At 61.5% G+C, this 14,635-nt stretch carries 8 protein-coding genes; 6 read left to right on the top strand and 2 right to left on the bottom strand.

Annotation, left to right across the window (positions count from 1 at the left end; translation table 11 throughout):
* Nucleotides 1-22 precede the first annotated feature (22 nt).
* Both PYR64_RS12170 and PYR64_RS12165 read left to right on the top strand, forming a co-directional pair.
* Nucleotides 23-4,879 (top strand): NAD-glutamate dehydrogenase, encoded by a 4,857-nt coding sequence (locus tag PYR64_RS12170; RefSeq protein WP_275775449.1) that lies wholly within the window; start codon nt 23-25, stop codon nt 4,877-4,879.
* A gap of 30 nt (nt 4,880-4,909) precedes the next feature.
* The gene (locus PYR64_RS12165; protein WP_018776429.1) at nt 4,910-6,379 is read left to right on the top strand and encodes a PAS domain-containing sensor histidine kinase; all 1,470 of its coding nucleotides are present in this window, start codon (nt 4,910-4,912) and stop codon (nt 6,377-6,379) included.
* Nucleotides 6,380-6,454: 75 nt separating this feature from the next.
* Here PYR64_RS12165 and PYR64_RS12160 read toward each other — a convergent pair whose 3' ends face one another.
* The gene (locus tag PYR64_RS12160) at nt 6,455-6,703 is read right to left on the bottom strand and encodes a WhiB family transcriptional regulator (protein ID WP_003804966.1); all 249 of its coding nucleotides are present in this window, start codon (nt 6,701-6,703) and stop codon (nt 6,455-6,457) included.
* 238 nt (nt 6,704-6,941) lie between these two features.
* On the opposite strand from PYR64_RS12160, the gene PYR64_RS12155 reads away from it, so the two are divergent.
* Nucleotides 6,942-7,430 (top strand): hypothetical protein, encoded by a 489-nt coding sequence (locus PYR64_RS12155; protein WP_035733094.1) that lies wholly within the window; start codon nt 6,942-6,944, stop codon nt 7,428-7,430.
* A gap of 28 nt (nt 7,431-7,458) precedes the next feature.
* On the opposite strand, the gene PYR64_RS12150 is transcribed toward PYR64_RS12155, so the two are convergent.
* Nucleotides 7,459-11,574 (bottom strand): FtsK/SpoIIIE domain-containing protein, encoded by a 4,116-nt coding sequence (locus tag PYR64_RS12150; protein ID WP_275775437.1) that lies wholly within the window; start codon nt 11,572-11,574, stop codon nt 7,459-7,461.
* A 230-nt stretch (nt 11,575-11,804) separates the two neighbouring features.
* Here PYR64_RS12150 and PYR64_RS12145 point away from each other — a divergent pair, with 230 nt between their 5' ends.
* Genes PYR64_RS12145 through PYR64_RS12135 form a run of 3 tightly spaced genes read left to right on the top strand, consistent with a single transcriptional unit; the run spans nt 11,805 to nt 14,469 of the window.
* The gene (locus PYR64_RS12145) at nt 11,805-12,395 is read left to right on the top strand and encodes an acyltransferase (RefSeq protein WP_179128310.1); all 591 of its coding nucleotides are present in this window, start codon (nt 11,805-11,807) and stop codon (nt 12,393-12,395) included.
* Nucleotides 12,392-13,483 (top strand): DegT/DnrJ/EryC1/StrS family aminotransferase, encoded by a 1,092-nt coding sequence (locus tag PYR64_RS12140; protein ID WP_018776425.1) that lies wholly within the window; start codon nt 12,392-12,394, stop codon nt 13,481-13,483. The genes PYR64_RS12145 and PYR64_RS12140 overlap by 4 nt, the downstream gene beginning before the upstream one ends.
* Entirely contained in the window at nt 13,483-14,469 is a 987-nt protein-coding gene (locus tag PYR64_RS12135; RefSeq protein ID WP_018776424.1) for a Gfo/Idh/MocA family oxidoreductase, read from the top strand. The genes PYR64_RS12140 and PYR64_RS12135 overlap by 1 nt, the downstream gene beginning before the upstream one ends.
* The last annotated feature ends 166 nt before the right edge of the window (nt 14,470-14,635 follow it).

Below are 14,635 nucleotides of genomic sequence, written 5' to 3'. Positions count from 1 at the left end.
CTTGTGATGGAGGCGTTTGTCGATGTCGTCAGGATCCAGCGTGGAGGATCGGTCCGATGCAGCAGTTGTCCGTGAAGGGTTCTTCGGTGACTACTACGAGCACCTCGCGGAGGAGGATGCGCAGGCATATTCCCCGGAGCTGCTGATCTCGCGGGCCACCAAGCACAAAGCGGTCGCCCAGTCGCGCCGTCCGGGAAACGCCCTGGTGGAAATCGGCAGCGAATCCGATCGTAACGTTGTTTATATCGTCACGGATGACATGCCCTTCCTTGTGGACTCCGTGAACGCAGAGCTCGTCCGCCAAAACTGCGCCATCCGCATGGTCATGCACCCCTTGTTCGTCGTGACCCGTGACCGGGTTTCCGGCGAAATGCGCAGCGTTTCCCGGGTCCCGTCCACTGTGGGTATTTCCAGTGGCGACACCGCTGCTCTGCCGAGCATCGCCCACCTTCTCGGCGATGGTGACAATGCCTCGCACATGGAGTCGTGGATCGCCGTCGAAATTGACCGTGTCAGCGATGACGCCCGCGCACAACTCATCGAAGGCCTGCATCGCGTTCTCGGGGACGTGCGTGCCGCCGTCGAGGACTGGCCGAAAATGCGCAGCAAGGCGCTGGAACTGGCAGAAGCGCTCGGCGGAGTCTCCCATCCCGAGCAGGTTGCTGAGCTGCGGCAGGCGCAGGACCTTCTGCGCTGGCTGGACAACGGCAACTTCACCTTTCTGGGATACCGCGAATATGACCTCGTGGAGGAAGAGGGCGAGGACGTCCTGCAGCTTCGTGAGGACAGTGGCCTGGGACTCCTCCGCGCAGGGGACACCACCCGCCAGGTACAACACTTGACCGATGCGGGTCGCAAGAGGGCAAGAGAGAAGCGGGCGCTGGTCATCACCAAGGCAAACTCGCGCTCCACGGTCCACCGTCCTGCCTACCTCGACTACATCGGCGTCAAGAGCTTTGACGCCCAGGGCAACGTCAACGGTGAACGCCGGTTCATCGGGTTGTTCGCCACGAGTGCCTACACGGGTTCTGTCCGCAGTATCCCGATCGTCCGGGACAAAGTTGACGCGGTCCTGAGGAATGCTGGTTTCCCGATTGACTCACACTCCGGCAAGGACCTCCTGGGCATCCTTGAGACCTACCCCAGGGACGAACTCTTCCAGATCGAGATAGCGGATCTTGCCGCAACCGCCATGGGGATCCAGCGCCTGCAGGAGCGCCGCAGGACGAAGCTGTTCCTGCGTCCCGATATTTACGGCCGCTTCATGTCTGCCGTTGTCTACCTGCCCCGCGACCGCTACACCACCAGTGTCCGGCTTCGGATCGAGCAGGAACTCCGTGAGACGTTCAAGGCCGAGACGATCGACTACGAGGCCCGGATCACTGAATCGGCACTTGCCCGTGTCTTCTTCCGGATTCGTTTGCCCCGCACCGCTGAGCTGGCGGAAGTGAACGTACAGGAACTCGAACACCGGTTGATGCGGGCGTCGAGGTCCTGGAGCGAGGGCATTACGGAGGTGCTTCGAGAGCATCACCCTGCCGAGAGCGCAGATGCCCTGGCGGCTCTCTGGGCCGAAGCGTTCCCCGCTGGCTACCGCGTGGACTATGAGGTCGAAGACGCGCTGCAGGACATCGAACGCTTTGAGGAATACGGTGCCCAGGCGGAGCGGGCCGGTGAAGCCACTCGAAATGTGAAACCCGGCGTCCACGTGTACCTTCCCGACGGAGCGGGTGAGGCTTTGGAGGAAGACGCCCGGGTCAAGCTCTACCTGATGGAGCCAAAGAGCCTGAGCCAGATCCTTCCCTACTTCCACAACCTTGGCCTGGAAGTACTGGATGAGCGGCCATTCGAGATCGAAACTGCGGATCATCGCGATTTCTTCCTCTACGACCTGGGACTGAAGTACCCCGCGGGAGTTGACCCCCTGGCTACCGGAAGTCTTTTGGCCCAGTCCTTCGGTGCTGCAGTCACCGGTGCGGTGGAATCCGACAACTTCGATCGCCTGGTGCTCCGCGAAGGAATGCACTGGCGTCAGGTAGTGGTGCTGAGGGCGTACGCCAAGTACATGCGCCAAATGGGGAACACGAACTCCTTCGGCTTCATCGCCGATACCCTGCTGGGCAACCCCGACGTTGCGCGTGGGCTCATTGAACTCTTCTCAGCACGATTCGATCCCTCAGTGGCGGACGAGGTGCGGGACGAACGCCAGGAGGCAGCGCGTGCCTCCCTCGCCGAGTCGGTGGAACAGGTTGCCACTTTGGATGCCGACCGTGTCCTGCGGACCTTCATTAACCTTATTGAGTCCACGCTGCGAACCAATTACTTCCAGAACAAGGAATACCTCAGCTTCAAGCTGGACCCGACGTCGATTGAGGGACTGCCCTTCCCGCGTCCGATGTTCGAAATCTGGGTTTACTCCCCACGCGTTGAAGGGGTGCACCTGCGTTTCGGCAAGGTGGCTCGTGGCGGTCTCCGCTGGTCGGACCGCAGGGAGGATTTCCGAACCGAGATCCTTGGGCTGGTGAAGGCGCAGACCGTCAAGAACGCCGTTATCGTCCCAACGGGCGCCAAGGGCGGGTTCTTCGCGAAGAAACTGCCCAATCCCGCCGTGGACCGCGCCGCCTGGATGGCCGAAGGTATCGAAAGCTACAAGACTTTCATCCGGGGCTTGCTGGATATTACGGACAACCTCGTGACGTCGGCCGACGGCGAAAGGCTTGTCCCGCCGTCGGACGTTGTTCGTCACGACGGCGACGACTCCTACCTGGTGGTGGCGGCCGATAAGGGCACGGCTACTTTCTCGGACACGGCAAATGGCCTGGCGGCCGAGTACGGCTTCTGGCTGGGTGACGCCTTCGCCTCCGGTGGATCGGTCGGTTACGACCACAAAGCGATGGGTATTACGGCGCGCGGAGCCTGGGAGTCGGTCAAGCGTCACTTCAGCGAACTCGACCTCGACACCCAGACCGAAGAGTTCACCGTGGTGGGTGTTGGCGATATGTCAGGTGACGTTTTTGGAAACGGCATGCTGCTGTCGCGCCACATCAGGCTGGTGGCCGCCTTCGACCACCGCCACATCTTCCTCGATCCCGCACCTGATGCAGCAGCATCCTTCGCTGAGCGGCAACGTTTGTTTGAGCTGCCCCGTTCTTCCTGGGACGACTACGACCGTGCACTCATCAGTGAGGGCGGCGGTGTGTATGCACGCCAGGCAAAGACGATTCCGGTCTCCGAACAGGTGCGGAAGTCGTTGGGCTTGCCCGAGGGAACGACACAACTCAGCCCGCCTGAACTGCTCCGCGCAATCCTGCTGGCACCGGCCGACCTCCTCTACAACGGTGGTATCGGCACCTACGTCAAGGCGAGCACGGAAACCCACGCAGCAGTCGGTGACAAGGCCAACGATTCCATCCGCGTGGATGGGCGTGACTTGCGGGTCAAGGTTGTTGGAGAGGGCGGAAACCTCGGATTGACCCAGCGCGGGCGTATTGAAGCCGCTCTGCAAGGCGTCATCCTTAATACGGATGCGATCGACAACTCCGCAGGCGTGGACTGCTCGGACCACGAGGTCAATATCAAGATCTTCGTGGACCGGATGGTGGCGGCCGGCAAGCTCCAAGAGGCTGAGAGGGCTGCCTTCCTCGCCGACATGACCGACGAGGTCGGCAGGCTGGTGCTGCAGGACAACATCGATCAAAACATCCTGCTGCTCAATGACCGGACGCGGGTCGCGGACTGGAGTCCAAGTTATGAGCGGCTGATGGACTGGCTGGAGAAATCCGCCGACCTCAAGCGGGACCTTGAAGCGTTGCCAACCACGGATACCCTCCGTGCCCGTTTGGAACAGGGCCAGGGCCTAACCTCACCGGAGCTCGCGGTCCTCGCGGCTTACGCGAAGATTGAGCTGGGTACGGCGTTGCGCGAAAGTAACCTGGCTGACGACCCGTGGTTCTCGGACACCATCCGCAACTACTTCCCGAAACAGTTGCGCGAGAAGTTCGACGCCGAGCTGGACACCCACCCGCTGCGGCGCGAGATCATCGCCACCGTGGTGGCAAACGACATCATCAACCTGGGCGGCATCACGTTTGCGTTCAGGGCCATCGAAGAAACATCGGCGAACGAGGTCGCAGTGGCCAAAGCATTTGTAGCCCTGCGCGAAATCTACGACCTCGACCCAATGGTGGCTGAGCTGAATGCGCTGCCGGCGTCATTCCCCACCGAGCACTGGAGCGAAGTTCATCTCGACATCCGGCGCTTGCTCGACCGGGCAGTGCGTTGGGTACTGGGACAAGGAATGGCATCACAGCCGATTGCCAGCGTCGTGGAAGCGTTCAAGCCCATGATGGAACCGTTGCGCGCCAAGCTTCTGGACTACCTGCGTGGTGAGGACAAGGTCCGCATCAGTGGCTGGCTCGACAAGGCGCTGAGTTGGGATCTTCCCGAACACCTCGCCCGGAGGTGGGCGGAACTCTTCGAGAGCTACGCCCTTCTGGACATCGCCCGGATCGCCCAGACCGGCAACGACACCGTGGAACATGTGGCACACGTTTACTACACAGTGTTCAACCGCTTCCACGTGGACTCGTTGCTCGAACGCATCAGCTCCCTGCCGCGCGATGACCGTTGGCAGGCTCTTGCCCGGGCAGCCCTGCGGGACGACCTGTACTCGACCGTTGCCGACATGACTACGTCAGTCCTTGAAGCAACCGAACCCAATGCGTCTGCCGAAGAACGGCTCAAGGCATGGGAGGGGCTGAACGCCGAGCAACTGGGCAGGGCGAAGACCATGTTTGATGAGGTCAACGCACTCGAGGCCGACGACATGGCCTCACTGTCGGTAGCATTAAGGCTCTTGAGGTCAATCGTCCGACGCTAGGAACATCCTCGCGTCGCAAATGGAGGTGCAGTGGCAATCTTTACAGACCCCATCAGGGAACACGCTGATTTCGGGCCTGGAGATGCCGAATGGCTGCACCTCCTCGTCGGTGACTGGCAAATGGTCGCCGACCTGGCTTTCGCTGACCTTGCGTTGTGGTTCCCACACCCTGAGTTCGGCTACATTGCCCTCGCCCACGTCCGTCCGTCAACATCGCACACGGTGTTCCATGCGGACTTCGTGGGTGAGGGCATCCGCTCGGATCTCCGGCCCTTGGTGGAGAAAGCATGGAACAGCAGGGCCATCGAGCGTTCAAGCGAAACAAGCTGGAGCAGCGAGATGGCCCTCCGCGTTGAAGCGGTTCCAATGGTGCGCAACGGAAGAACACTCGCCGTCGTAACGTCCCACATGGACCTTTCCAGCTCCCGTATGCCTTCGCGGCTGGAGCTGACATATCGCCAGTGTGCCTACGACCTTCTTCGCATGGGCACTCTCGGACTGTGGCCGGACTTTGCTTCTCCGACGGGCTCGCGTCGAGGGGCTCCGAGGGTCGGTGACGGACTGATCCGGCTCGATGCCGACGGCATAGTCCAATACGCAAGTCCCAATGGGGTTTCGGCATTCCGCAGACTCGGTGAAGTCGAGTCGTTGGAAGGCCGTTCATTGGCTGAAGTGACCGCAGGCTTGCTGAAGGACCGGCGGATGGTTGACGAGACCCTGCCTTTGGTGGTCACGGGCCGCATGCCATGGCGAAGTGAAATTGAATCCAGGGGAGTCAGCCTTTCGTTGCGAGCCATCCCGCTTCGCGACGAGCAACACCGCTTCGGCGCCCTGGTGCTCTGTCGCGACGTTTCCGAGCTCAGGCGCCGGGAGATGGAGCTCGTCACCAAGGATGCGACCATCCGCGAAATCCACCACAGGGTCAAGAACAACCTGCAGACTGTGGCCGCCCTCCTGCGCATGCAGTCAAGGCGAATGGTCAGCGACGAGGCCAAGCAAGGCCTCGAACAAGCGATGCGGCGTGTAGCCACGATCGCACTCGTGCATGAAACTCTGTCCCAAGGTCTTACGCAGAGCGTTGACTTCGACGAGTTGATCGGGCGGCAATTCCGGCTGTCAGCCGAAGTGGCCTCGCCGTCGCAACAGGTGCGAACCGAACGTTCAGGGCTTTTCGGGGAGCTGCCCAGCGATTTTGCGACTCCGCTGGCACTGGTCATCAACGAGCTTGTTACCAATGCTGTCGAGCATGGACTGGAAGGCCGCACCGGAACAGTGTGGCTGGTGGCTGACCGGGCCGAAGGGGACGGCAAGGACGAGTTCCTGACCGTCACCATTGCCGACGACGGTGTGGGGCTGCCGGATGGGCAGTACACGGAGGGTTTGGGCTTGCAGATCGTCCGCACCCTGGTCACCAGTGAGCTCGGCGGAACCATCCAGTGGAGTCCGAGGGAGGGTGGCGGGACAGCCGTGGAAATTGTCCTTAACCTCGCCCGGGCCTAGCACCCTCATGTTCTGTCTGCCATAAAGAGAAAGGCCGCGGACCATTCGGTCCGCGGCCTTTCTCTTTCTTCGAAACTAGGAGGCGCGACGTGCGCGTGCTGCGCGACGCTTGAGTGCACGTCGTTCGTCTTCACTCATTCCGCCCCAAACGCCGGCGTCCTGGCCGGACTCCAATGCCCACTGAAGGCAGGTGTCCACCACGGGGCAGCGGCGGCAGACGCTCTTGGCTTCCTCGATCTGGAGAAGTGCTGGTCCCGTGTTGCCGACTGGGAAGAAGAGCTCCGGGTCCTTGTCGAGGCAGGCTGCGCGATTACGCCAATCCATGCTGATCAGTCACTCCATTCGTGAGAACTAGAAGGGCCTTTTGTGAAAACATTCACGAGAGGCTCCAAAGGAAAGGGGCCCGCATGGGCCCCCTTGGTCGTCTGAGTCAAGCGTTTCATGTTAACGCCTTGTAAACAAGGGGTGTTAGTGGTCGAAATGCTCGGAATCCGTGAGCGATGCATCACATCAGCCGCCAGTGCCCTCACTGCTAGATGACTATGTCCGGTAGTGTGCCAGTGTGTCAAGACCTCCTGTAGACCCTGCCCAACCTCACGCTGGCCACGATGGAAACAATGGTTCCGGCCGACAGTCTCCGAGCAACTCGGGAACCGTGCGTCCCCGAGGGATTCTGATCATTTCCGTCGTCGTTGTGCTCGAAGCGCTTGCCTTGCTGGCGGCCGCGGCCTGGTATGGCTTCGAGCTCCTGACTGGCGCTCCAGTGCTGACTTTTTGGGGAGCGGTCTTTACGCTAGTTCTGTTGCTGGCCTTCTCAACGTGGCTGTTCGCGGTGGGGCATTTCCTGTTCCGCGGGTACAGGTGGACCCGCGCGGCTGCGCTGGTGGCCCAACTATTCGTCCTCACCATAGGTTTTCCAACCATGACGGGCGGACTCGTGTTCCAAGGGCTGGCAATGATCCTTCCCGCGCTTGCCGCAATCATCTTCCTCTTCCAAAAAGACGTCATCTCTTACGCATCGCGTACAGGTGGTTCCGGCGACGTCTTATAGCGGCCATCGCACGGCGTTCCGGGTGTGGTCACCCGCGTGTTGGAAGGCCGGAGGAGAGTACTGCCTGGCAGGGAGTAATTACACCGCGGTCGACAATGAAGCCGCGGCCAGGGCGCCGCGCGGTGTCGGGTTGAAGCCGGACACCCAGGAGCTCGCCGTCGTGCGGTCTTGAGGGCGACAAGACCAACCCCATGCCGGCTGCTTGCACCTGCCTGGCCAGAGGAAGTTGATGTAGGGCCGGGCCGAACGTAGCTGTCAGGATGATGCCTGCGACTTGCCCGTCCAGGGCATTGAGAGCCTGGCGGCCCTGGGCATCCAGGGAGTCTGCGTCATCCACCAGCAGCACACTTCCAGGATCCAGGTTTCCCGCAGTGGCCTCCGACGCAATTGAAGCCCAGAACGCTCCCGCAGAGGCTGCGTCCGGTGGAAAGAGCCACAAGGTCCCCGGGTTCAAGCAGACCAACGATCCAAGAATGGTGCTCTTGCCGGAACTTGGGCCGCCCAGGACAAGGCTGACTCCCTTGTCCCTGAGGGGTAGCGCTGCGGGTTGTGCTTCGTCACCGGCGACGCCGATCCAGAGAGGCTCTGGCACCTTTTCATCCACCCCCACCGACCGGATTGCCGTACGCAGCTCTTTCTTCGAGCTGGCCAGCGCTGCCTTGCGGTTGAGGAAGTCCTCGCGTGTTAGCAGGTGGGGGAGGGGGCGCAAGCGAAAAGGCGGTTCGGCCGGAGCCAAGTCCCCAAAAGGCCAGAGCCCAGCTGTTGGCGCCTCCCGGAACTGCGCTGTGGCCGTTTGACCCTCGACGACGTTTCCCATCACTGCGGCCCGCCCCCGAACGGGTTCCACTTCGGGAAGACGAGGCCAGTGGAACCTGGATTCATCAGTTGTCCCCAAAGGAAAATAGGCACGATTTGGGATTACGGCAAACAGGCGGGAGCTGACCAGTTCCCGCTCCCCGGAAATCAGAAGAGTGATGCCCACGGGGCTTCCGTCCCTGGCGATGTCGTGCAGAATGCCCTCAGCCCATTCGTGGGGGCCTCCTCGGAAGGCCGTTGACCAAGAGCACCAGCCGGCCACGATCAGCACCAGTGGCCGGCAACGCCCCTCGAGGCCACCCAAGGCGCGCCGTCGCTCCATTTCGGCTGCCAACCGCGACAGGATCCGGGCCGCGAAGCCAACTTGATCGACACCCGCGAAAGCCGCGATTCCTTGTTGCGACTCCAGCTGACCCAGTAATCGGCTCGCGTCCAGAATGTACAGATGGGGCTGGGGCGCCCGGGTGGCCACCAGGGCGGTGATCGCGCGGAAGCTGTCCTGCATGCCACTTGATGCGTTGCCAATCAATGCCAGGTGTCCATGGTCGGCGGGCATCCAAGTGAGGCACTCAACCCGTTGCTGCGCAGGCTTGTCCACCAGGGCCACCGGTCCCACCCGCCAGGATGCCCTATCGCTTTCATGCATCACCTCAGGCTCACCCTCAGTTGAGAGTTCGGCCGTCCAGGGAATCGAGTGCGGTAGGGGTGCTGCGATGGGGCTTCGGGGAGAGGGAGTGCCCAAGTGGCGCCAAGCGGCGTTAATATTGGATACCAAACTCCCGGCGCCTGTAAGTGCCTGGGACGTGCTGCGGCCGGAACCGTCGACGTCCTTGCCGACGAGATCCCGGCTGTCGAAGGGTTCGCCGAGCGCCTGGGCAGCAGACCGAACAACCCGGCCAGGCGCGGCGCCGCTTCCTGGCGACAAATGGTCGGCCATGGACGACACACCGCCGGATTGCGGAGCGTCCAGAGAGGCTGCTTGGAACTCTTCGGGCTCCTTCGCTGCCGTTGCCAGGAACGCCCGCCCGGGAACATCAACGCCAATTGACGCAGCAGCCTTCGAATTGATGATGTCGACCGACTCCATCTCCGACTGGACTCGAAGTGCGATGCTGGAGGTCACGTTTGCCCTTATATCAGCAGTCAAGGCTCCTTGTGGCCGCTGTGTGGCCATGACCAGATGGATTCCCAGGGAACGTCCGATCGTCGCCACCCGCATGAGTTCGTGGAGCGCAGCCGGAGCCTCGTCGACAAGGATCCGGAACTCATCTATGACCAGGATCAGGTGCGGGAGCCTGCAGTCCTTGGCGCCTTTCGTTCGTTGGTATTCTGCGAGGTCCGTTGCCCCCCAGTCGGCGAAAAGCTTCTCGCGGTGCCGTATTTCTCCACGCAGCGACTCCAATGCCCGATCAAGATGCTGCCGGCTCAGATCCGTCAGGATGCCCACGCAGTGCGGGAGGGCTGTTAACGGACCCAGCCCTGAACCGCCCTTGAAATCGAAAAACAGAAAAGCTGCGTGCTCCGGCGGGACGCTCAGCGCGATGGAAGCAACGAAAGTCTTCAGCAGTTCGGACTTTCCAGAGCCGGTAGTACCCGCAATCAGAAGGTGGGGACCGTCCATCTTGAGGTCGAATGTGACCGGGCCGGCCCGGCCTTCTCCCAGCACAGCTGTCAGGCTTTCCAGTCCGGAGGCAGTGCGCCACCTGCTGAGGATCCGGCGTTGGCCGCAGGGAAGAAGGGCCGCCAGTGAAGACCGGTCTGGAAGAACGCCGTGAGTACGCGGCGCTTGCTCGCTCAACCTTGCGGCAACTGTCCGGCAGAAGCGATCGAATACCTCGGCGGGAACGAGGTCGGGCACAAAATCGAAGCGCTCACCTGCCGACTCAAAAGATGCAGCCACGCCCGACGGTTCGATGGTGATGGCGTCCAGGGGGACTGAAGCCCCGGAGTGACAGTGCAGTACCTGCCACTGGGCCTGATGCGAAGCCTGGATGGCTCGGGAAAGGGTCTCGTTCTCCTGCCCTGTTGGGCTCTCCATCACAATAAGAGTGCCCTGCCGGCCATGCCGGAGCGTGTTCAAGGCAGCCACGGCCGCTTCAGCGTCCGCAGCGAGGGTCACCTGAGGGAGAAACCGGGCACTCAGGGGCAGGTCTTCGACTGCCCCCAGCAACACGATGGGAGCAGAGGCTGAGTTTGGGAAACTTGCAAGCTGCATGACGATGAATCGAAGCAAGGCTGCCACGTGTTTGCCGTGGCCTTGTATAGCCACGTGCCGATGGCCAGGATCTAACGAGACAGGGCACGAGCCGACGGGTGGCGGTGAGAATTGTCGGTCGCCAGGGACGAGGCGGATATTGGCCGAGGACTGGGCGGTGCCCAGTCGCAACCAAACCCGGGGCTCAGCCTGGACACCTCCTGCATTGGTATCCGGCGACGGCGTCCCGGGGTTTCCGCCTGAGGCCACACCCCTTGCGCCAGGTCCCGCGGCCGCCGGACGGCTTTGGCCGGCTACCAGTAGCTCGGCGGCAGAAGGCGAGCAACGGTGGCGTCTGGCGATGTCTTCGCGAACCGCATGATCAAGCGCTCGGCGGTATTCCTGCCGTCCCTTTCCCCCAAGCAACAAGGGGAAAACCAAGCCAAGCGCGGATATCGCAGAGAACCCCAAGTACATCCACATCCCGGTGGCTGCCGCGAGACCGATTCCGGCAATCAAAGGCAACCCTGCGGCAAGCGCGATGGTGGCCCGGTTCCCGTGGTTCTTTGCGCAGGGCACCTCGATTGGTTCCTGCACCGAACGACCCGCATCCGCTGCGACGGCAGGAAAGCACTCGTTGTCCGGCGCGAGGCTGAAAGTTGTATGCCCGCAACGGAGGCTGGAGCGGGATGTGACCAAAGCGCGGCGGACGGGCCGACCGTCCACATCTATGGGGTTCGCTGCAGCAACGCTGGTTACTTCCAAGCGTTCACCCGAGACATCCAGTAATGCGTGTTCCCTGGACATTCCAGGATCGGGTAGCGAAATCCCTGCAGTTCCACGGCCAATGTGGTGTTGCCCACGCGGAATCCGGAAGACAGACCCTGCGGCAGGGCCGGTATGGGTGAGCAACATCAGAGGAAGCATGGTTGATGTTTCCGCCGGCGGCACGAATCCGTCCACGATCACTGCACCGGACACAAGAGGTGGCACCCCGACGGTCAGGTCGGCGAGATGCCGCCCTGCAACAGAAAGCTGCCCGGTGTTCCGGACGGCCTTGATCAGGGCTTCCAGCTGGGCACCGGACGCGCCCGGCGGTACTTCGATGGTCAATTCCTCCGGATCCGCTGGCATGGGCGCAGTGGGGCTCCGAACGAGTGTGCACTCCAACGTCATTGCCTTGTCCTCCCTTTGCATGCACCACCATCGTTATGGAGCTCAGGACGAAACCGCAGCACCCCATGAGGTGTATGTGGACAACTTTTGCCAGGGAAGGGTAAACGGCGCCTTGACGCTGTGGCTTTGTGTCTCAGCTAAGATGAAACTCGTTGTCGCGTGTGCTCAATGAGGAAGGACCTTCACCGGTGATAGTGGTTGCGGAGAGCGCCGATGTTTCAGACAAGGCGGTAATTGGTGATGGATCAAAGATTTGGCATCTTGCCCAAGTCCGCGAGCAGGCCGAACTAGGGGTCAATTGCATCGTCGGACGCGGGGCCTACATCGGCTCCGGAGTCAAGATGGGGGACAACTGCAAAGTTCAGAACTATGCGCTTGTCTACGAGCCCGCGGAACTGGAGGCAGGGGTCTTCATCGGACCCGCCGTAGTGCTGACGAATGACACATACCCCCGGGCAGTTGCACCCGATGGAACTTTGAAGAGCGCCCATGATTGGGAGCCCGTGGGCGTCACTATTCGTGAAGGCGCGTCCATCGGCGCCCGCGCTGTATGTGTTGCTCCGGTCACGATCGGACGCTGGGCTACTGTGGCCGCGGGTGCTGTCGTGGCCAAAGATGTTCCTGATTTTGCTTTGATGGTCGGAGTTCCGGCCAAGCGCCATGGTTGGGTCGGCAAGGCCGGTTTCCCGCTGCAACGCAGCGGTGACAACTGGGTATGCCCGGAAACCGGCGCCACATATGTTGAACAGAACGAGACCCTTCGAGAGGTAGAGGCATGAGCCCCGAATTCATTCCCCCCGCCAAGCCCATCATCGGTGATGATGAGCGCAAGGCAGTAGAGGCTGTTCTGGCCTCCGGCCAACTCGCACAGGGTTCGGAGGTTGCGTCCTTTGAACAGGAATTCTCGCAGGTCCTCCTGGACGGCAGGGCAGCCGTGGCCGTCAACTCCGGAACATCCGGTTTGCACCTCGGCCTTTTGGCTGCGGGCATTGGCCCTGGCGATGAAGTCATCGTGCCGTCGTTTACCTTCGCGGCAACGGCCAACTCCGTGGCCTTGACGGGTGCTACCCCTGTCTTCGCCGATGTGGACATCGACCACTACACGCTGGATCCTGCTTCCGTCGAGTCGAAGATCACGGACCGCACCGCAGCCATCATGCCGGTGCACCTCTACGGTCACCCGTTTGACGTGGACGGAATCGGCGCAGTCGCCGCCAAGCACGGCGTGAAGGTCTTTGAAGACGCTGCCCAGGCACACGGCGCGGCAGTCAACGGCCGCAAGGTCGGTACATTCGGCGATTTCGCCATGTTCAGCTTGTACCCGACGAAGAACATGACCTCCGGTGAGGGCGGCATGGTCAGCACCGGCCTGGCCGACGTCGAACGGCGGCTTCGGTTGCTTCGCAACCAGGGCATGGAGCGCCAGTACGAAAACGAACTGGTTGGCTTCAACGCGCGCATGACCAACATTCACGCAGCAATCGGTCGTGTGCAGCTGACCAAGGTCGAAGGCTGGACGAAGACCCGGCAGGAGAACGCAGCATTCTTCGATGCAAACATCGAAGGTGTCGTTACCCCGAAGGTCGTTGAAGGCTACGAGCACGTTTATCACCAGTACACCATCCGGATTGCCGAGGACCGTGATGGCTTCGCGAAGGCCTTGCGCGAAGAGTACAACGTGGGCTGCGGCGTCTACTACCCGATTCCCAACCACCGCCTTGCGCCGTTCCAGACCTCCGATGACCTGCCGGTCACTGAAGAAGCGGCCTCCACTGTGCTGTCCCTTCCCGTGCACCCGTCACTTAGCCAGGATGACCTTGACCGGATCGTCGCTGCTGTCAACGCCGTTGCAAAGGCAGGTAGCTAGTGGCAAATCTGCGCGCTGGCCTCATTGGGCTGGGCATGATGGGCCGTCACCACGCACGCGTTATCCGCGAGCTTGAGGGTGTTGACCTCGTCGCCGTCGCTGACTCCTTTGGAGACCCCCACAACGTTGCCAGTGGGCTGGAGGTTTGCAATTCCGTCGAGCAACTCATTGAGCAGGGCATCGACATGGCTGTCGCCGCCGTGCCGACAATCCTCCACGAGGAAGTTGCCCTGCAGCTGGCCGAGGCCGGCGTGCACTGCTTGGTGGAAAAGCCGATTGCCAACGATTCTGTCTCCGGCCGCCGGATTGCGGAGGCCTTTGATTCCAAAGGCTTGATCGGCGCCGTTGGGCACATCGAGCGCTTCAACCCCTCCCTGCAGAGCCTCCGTGAGCGGCTTGAAAATGGCGATCTCGGCGAGGTCTACCAGATCTCCACCCGGCGCCAGGGCCCGTTCCCGTCCCGGATTGCCGATGTTGGAGTGGTCAAGGATCTTGCTACCCACGACATCGACCTCACCGCGTGGCTGGCCCAGAGTAACTTTGTCAACGTCGTTGCGCACACTACATCACGGAGTGGTCGTCAGCACGAGGACATGGTCACTGCGATCGGGCACCTCAAGGACGGCGTAGTAACCAACCACATCGTCAACTGGCTCTCACCCATGAAGGAACGCACGACGGTTGTCCTGGGCGAGCGTGGCGCATACATTGCCGACACGATTTCCGCTGACTTGACGTTTGTCGAGAACGGCACCTTCCAGACGGACTGGGATTCCATCGCGGCATTCCGTGGTGTGTCCGAGGGATCGTCGACCCGTTTTGCCTTGGCCAAGCGTGAACCACTGAAGATGGAACATGAGGCTTTCCGCGACGCCGTTCTGGGCAAATCCATGAACATTGTCACAATGGCCGAAGGCCTTGAGACCCTGCGCGTTGCTGAGGCTGTACTCAAATCAGCCGAAACGGGCGCTGTCGTCGCGCTGTAGCGCGGCTGGATTTTTGCACATTTGAACGGGAGGCTGGCGCAGGCCACGCCTCCCGTTCGTTTTTCCGGTCAATCGCTGCCCCCCTTACGCGCGTTCCCGAATCGGGATTCGATCGTAACGTCGGGTAGCCTTGACCAGTAGACGTGGGCATTTTTGTGCCCGCACG

Source organism: Paenarthrobacter sp. Y-19 (assembly GCF_029223985.1).
Classification (GTDB): Bacteria; Actinomycetota; Actinomycetes; order Actinomycetales; family Micrococcaceae; genus Arthrobacter; species Arthrobacter nicotinovorans.
Note: the sequence above shows the minus strand (reverse complement) of the source record. Positions and strands in the feature narration are given on the sequence as shown.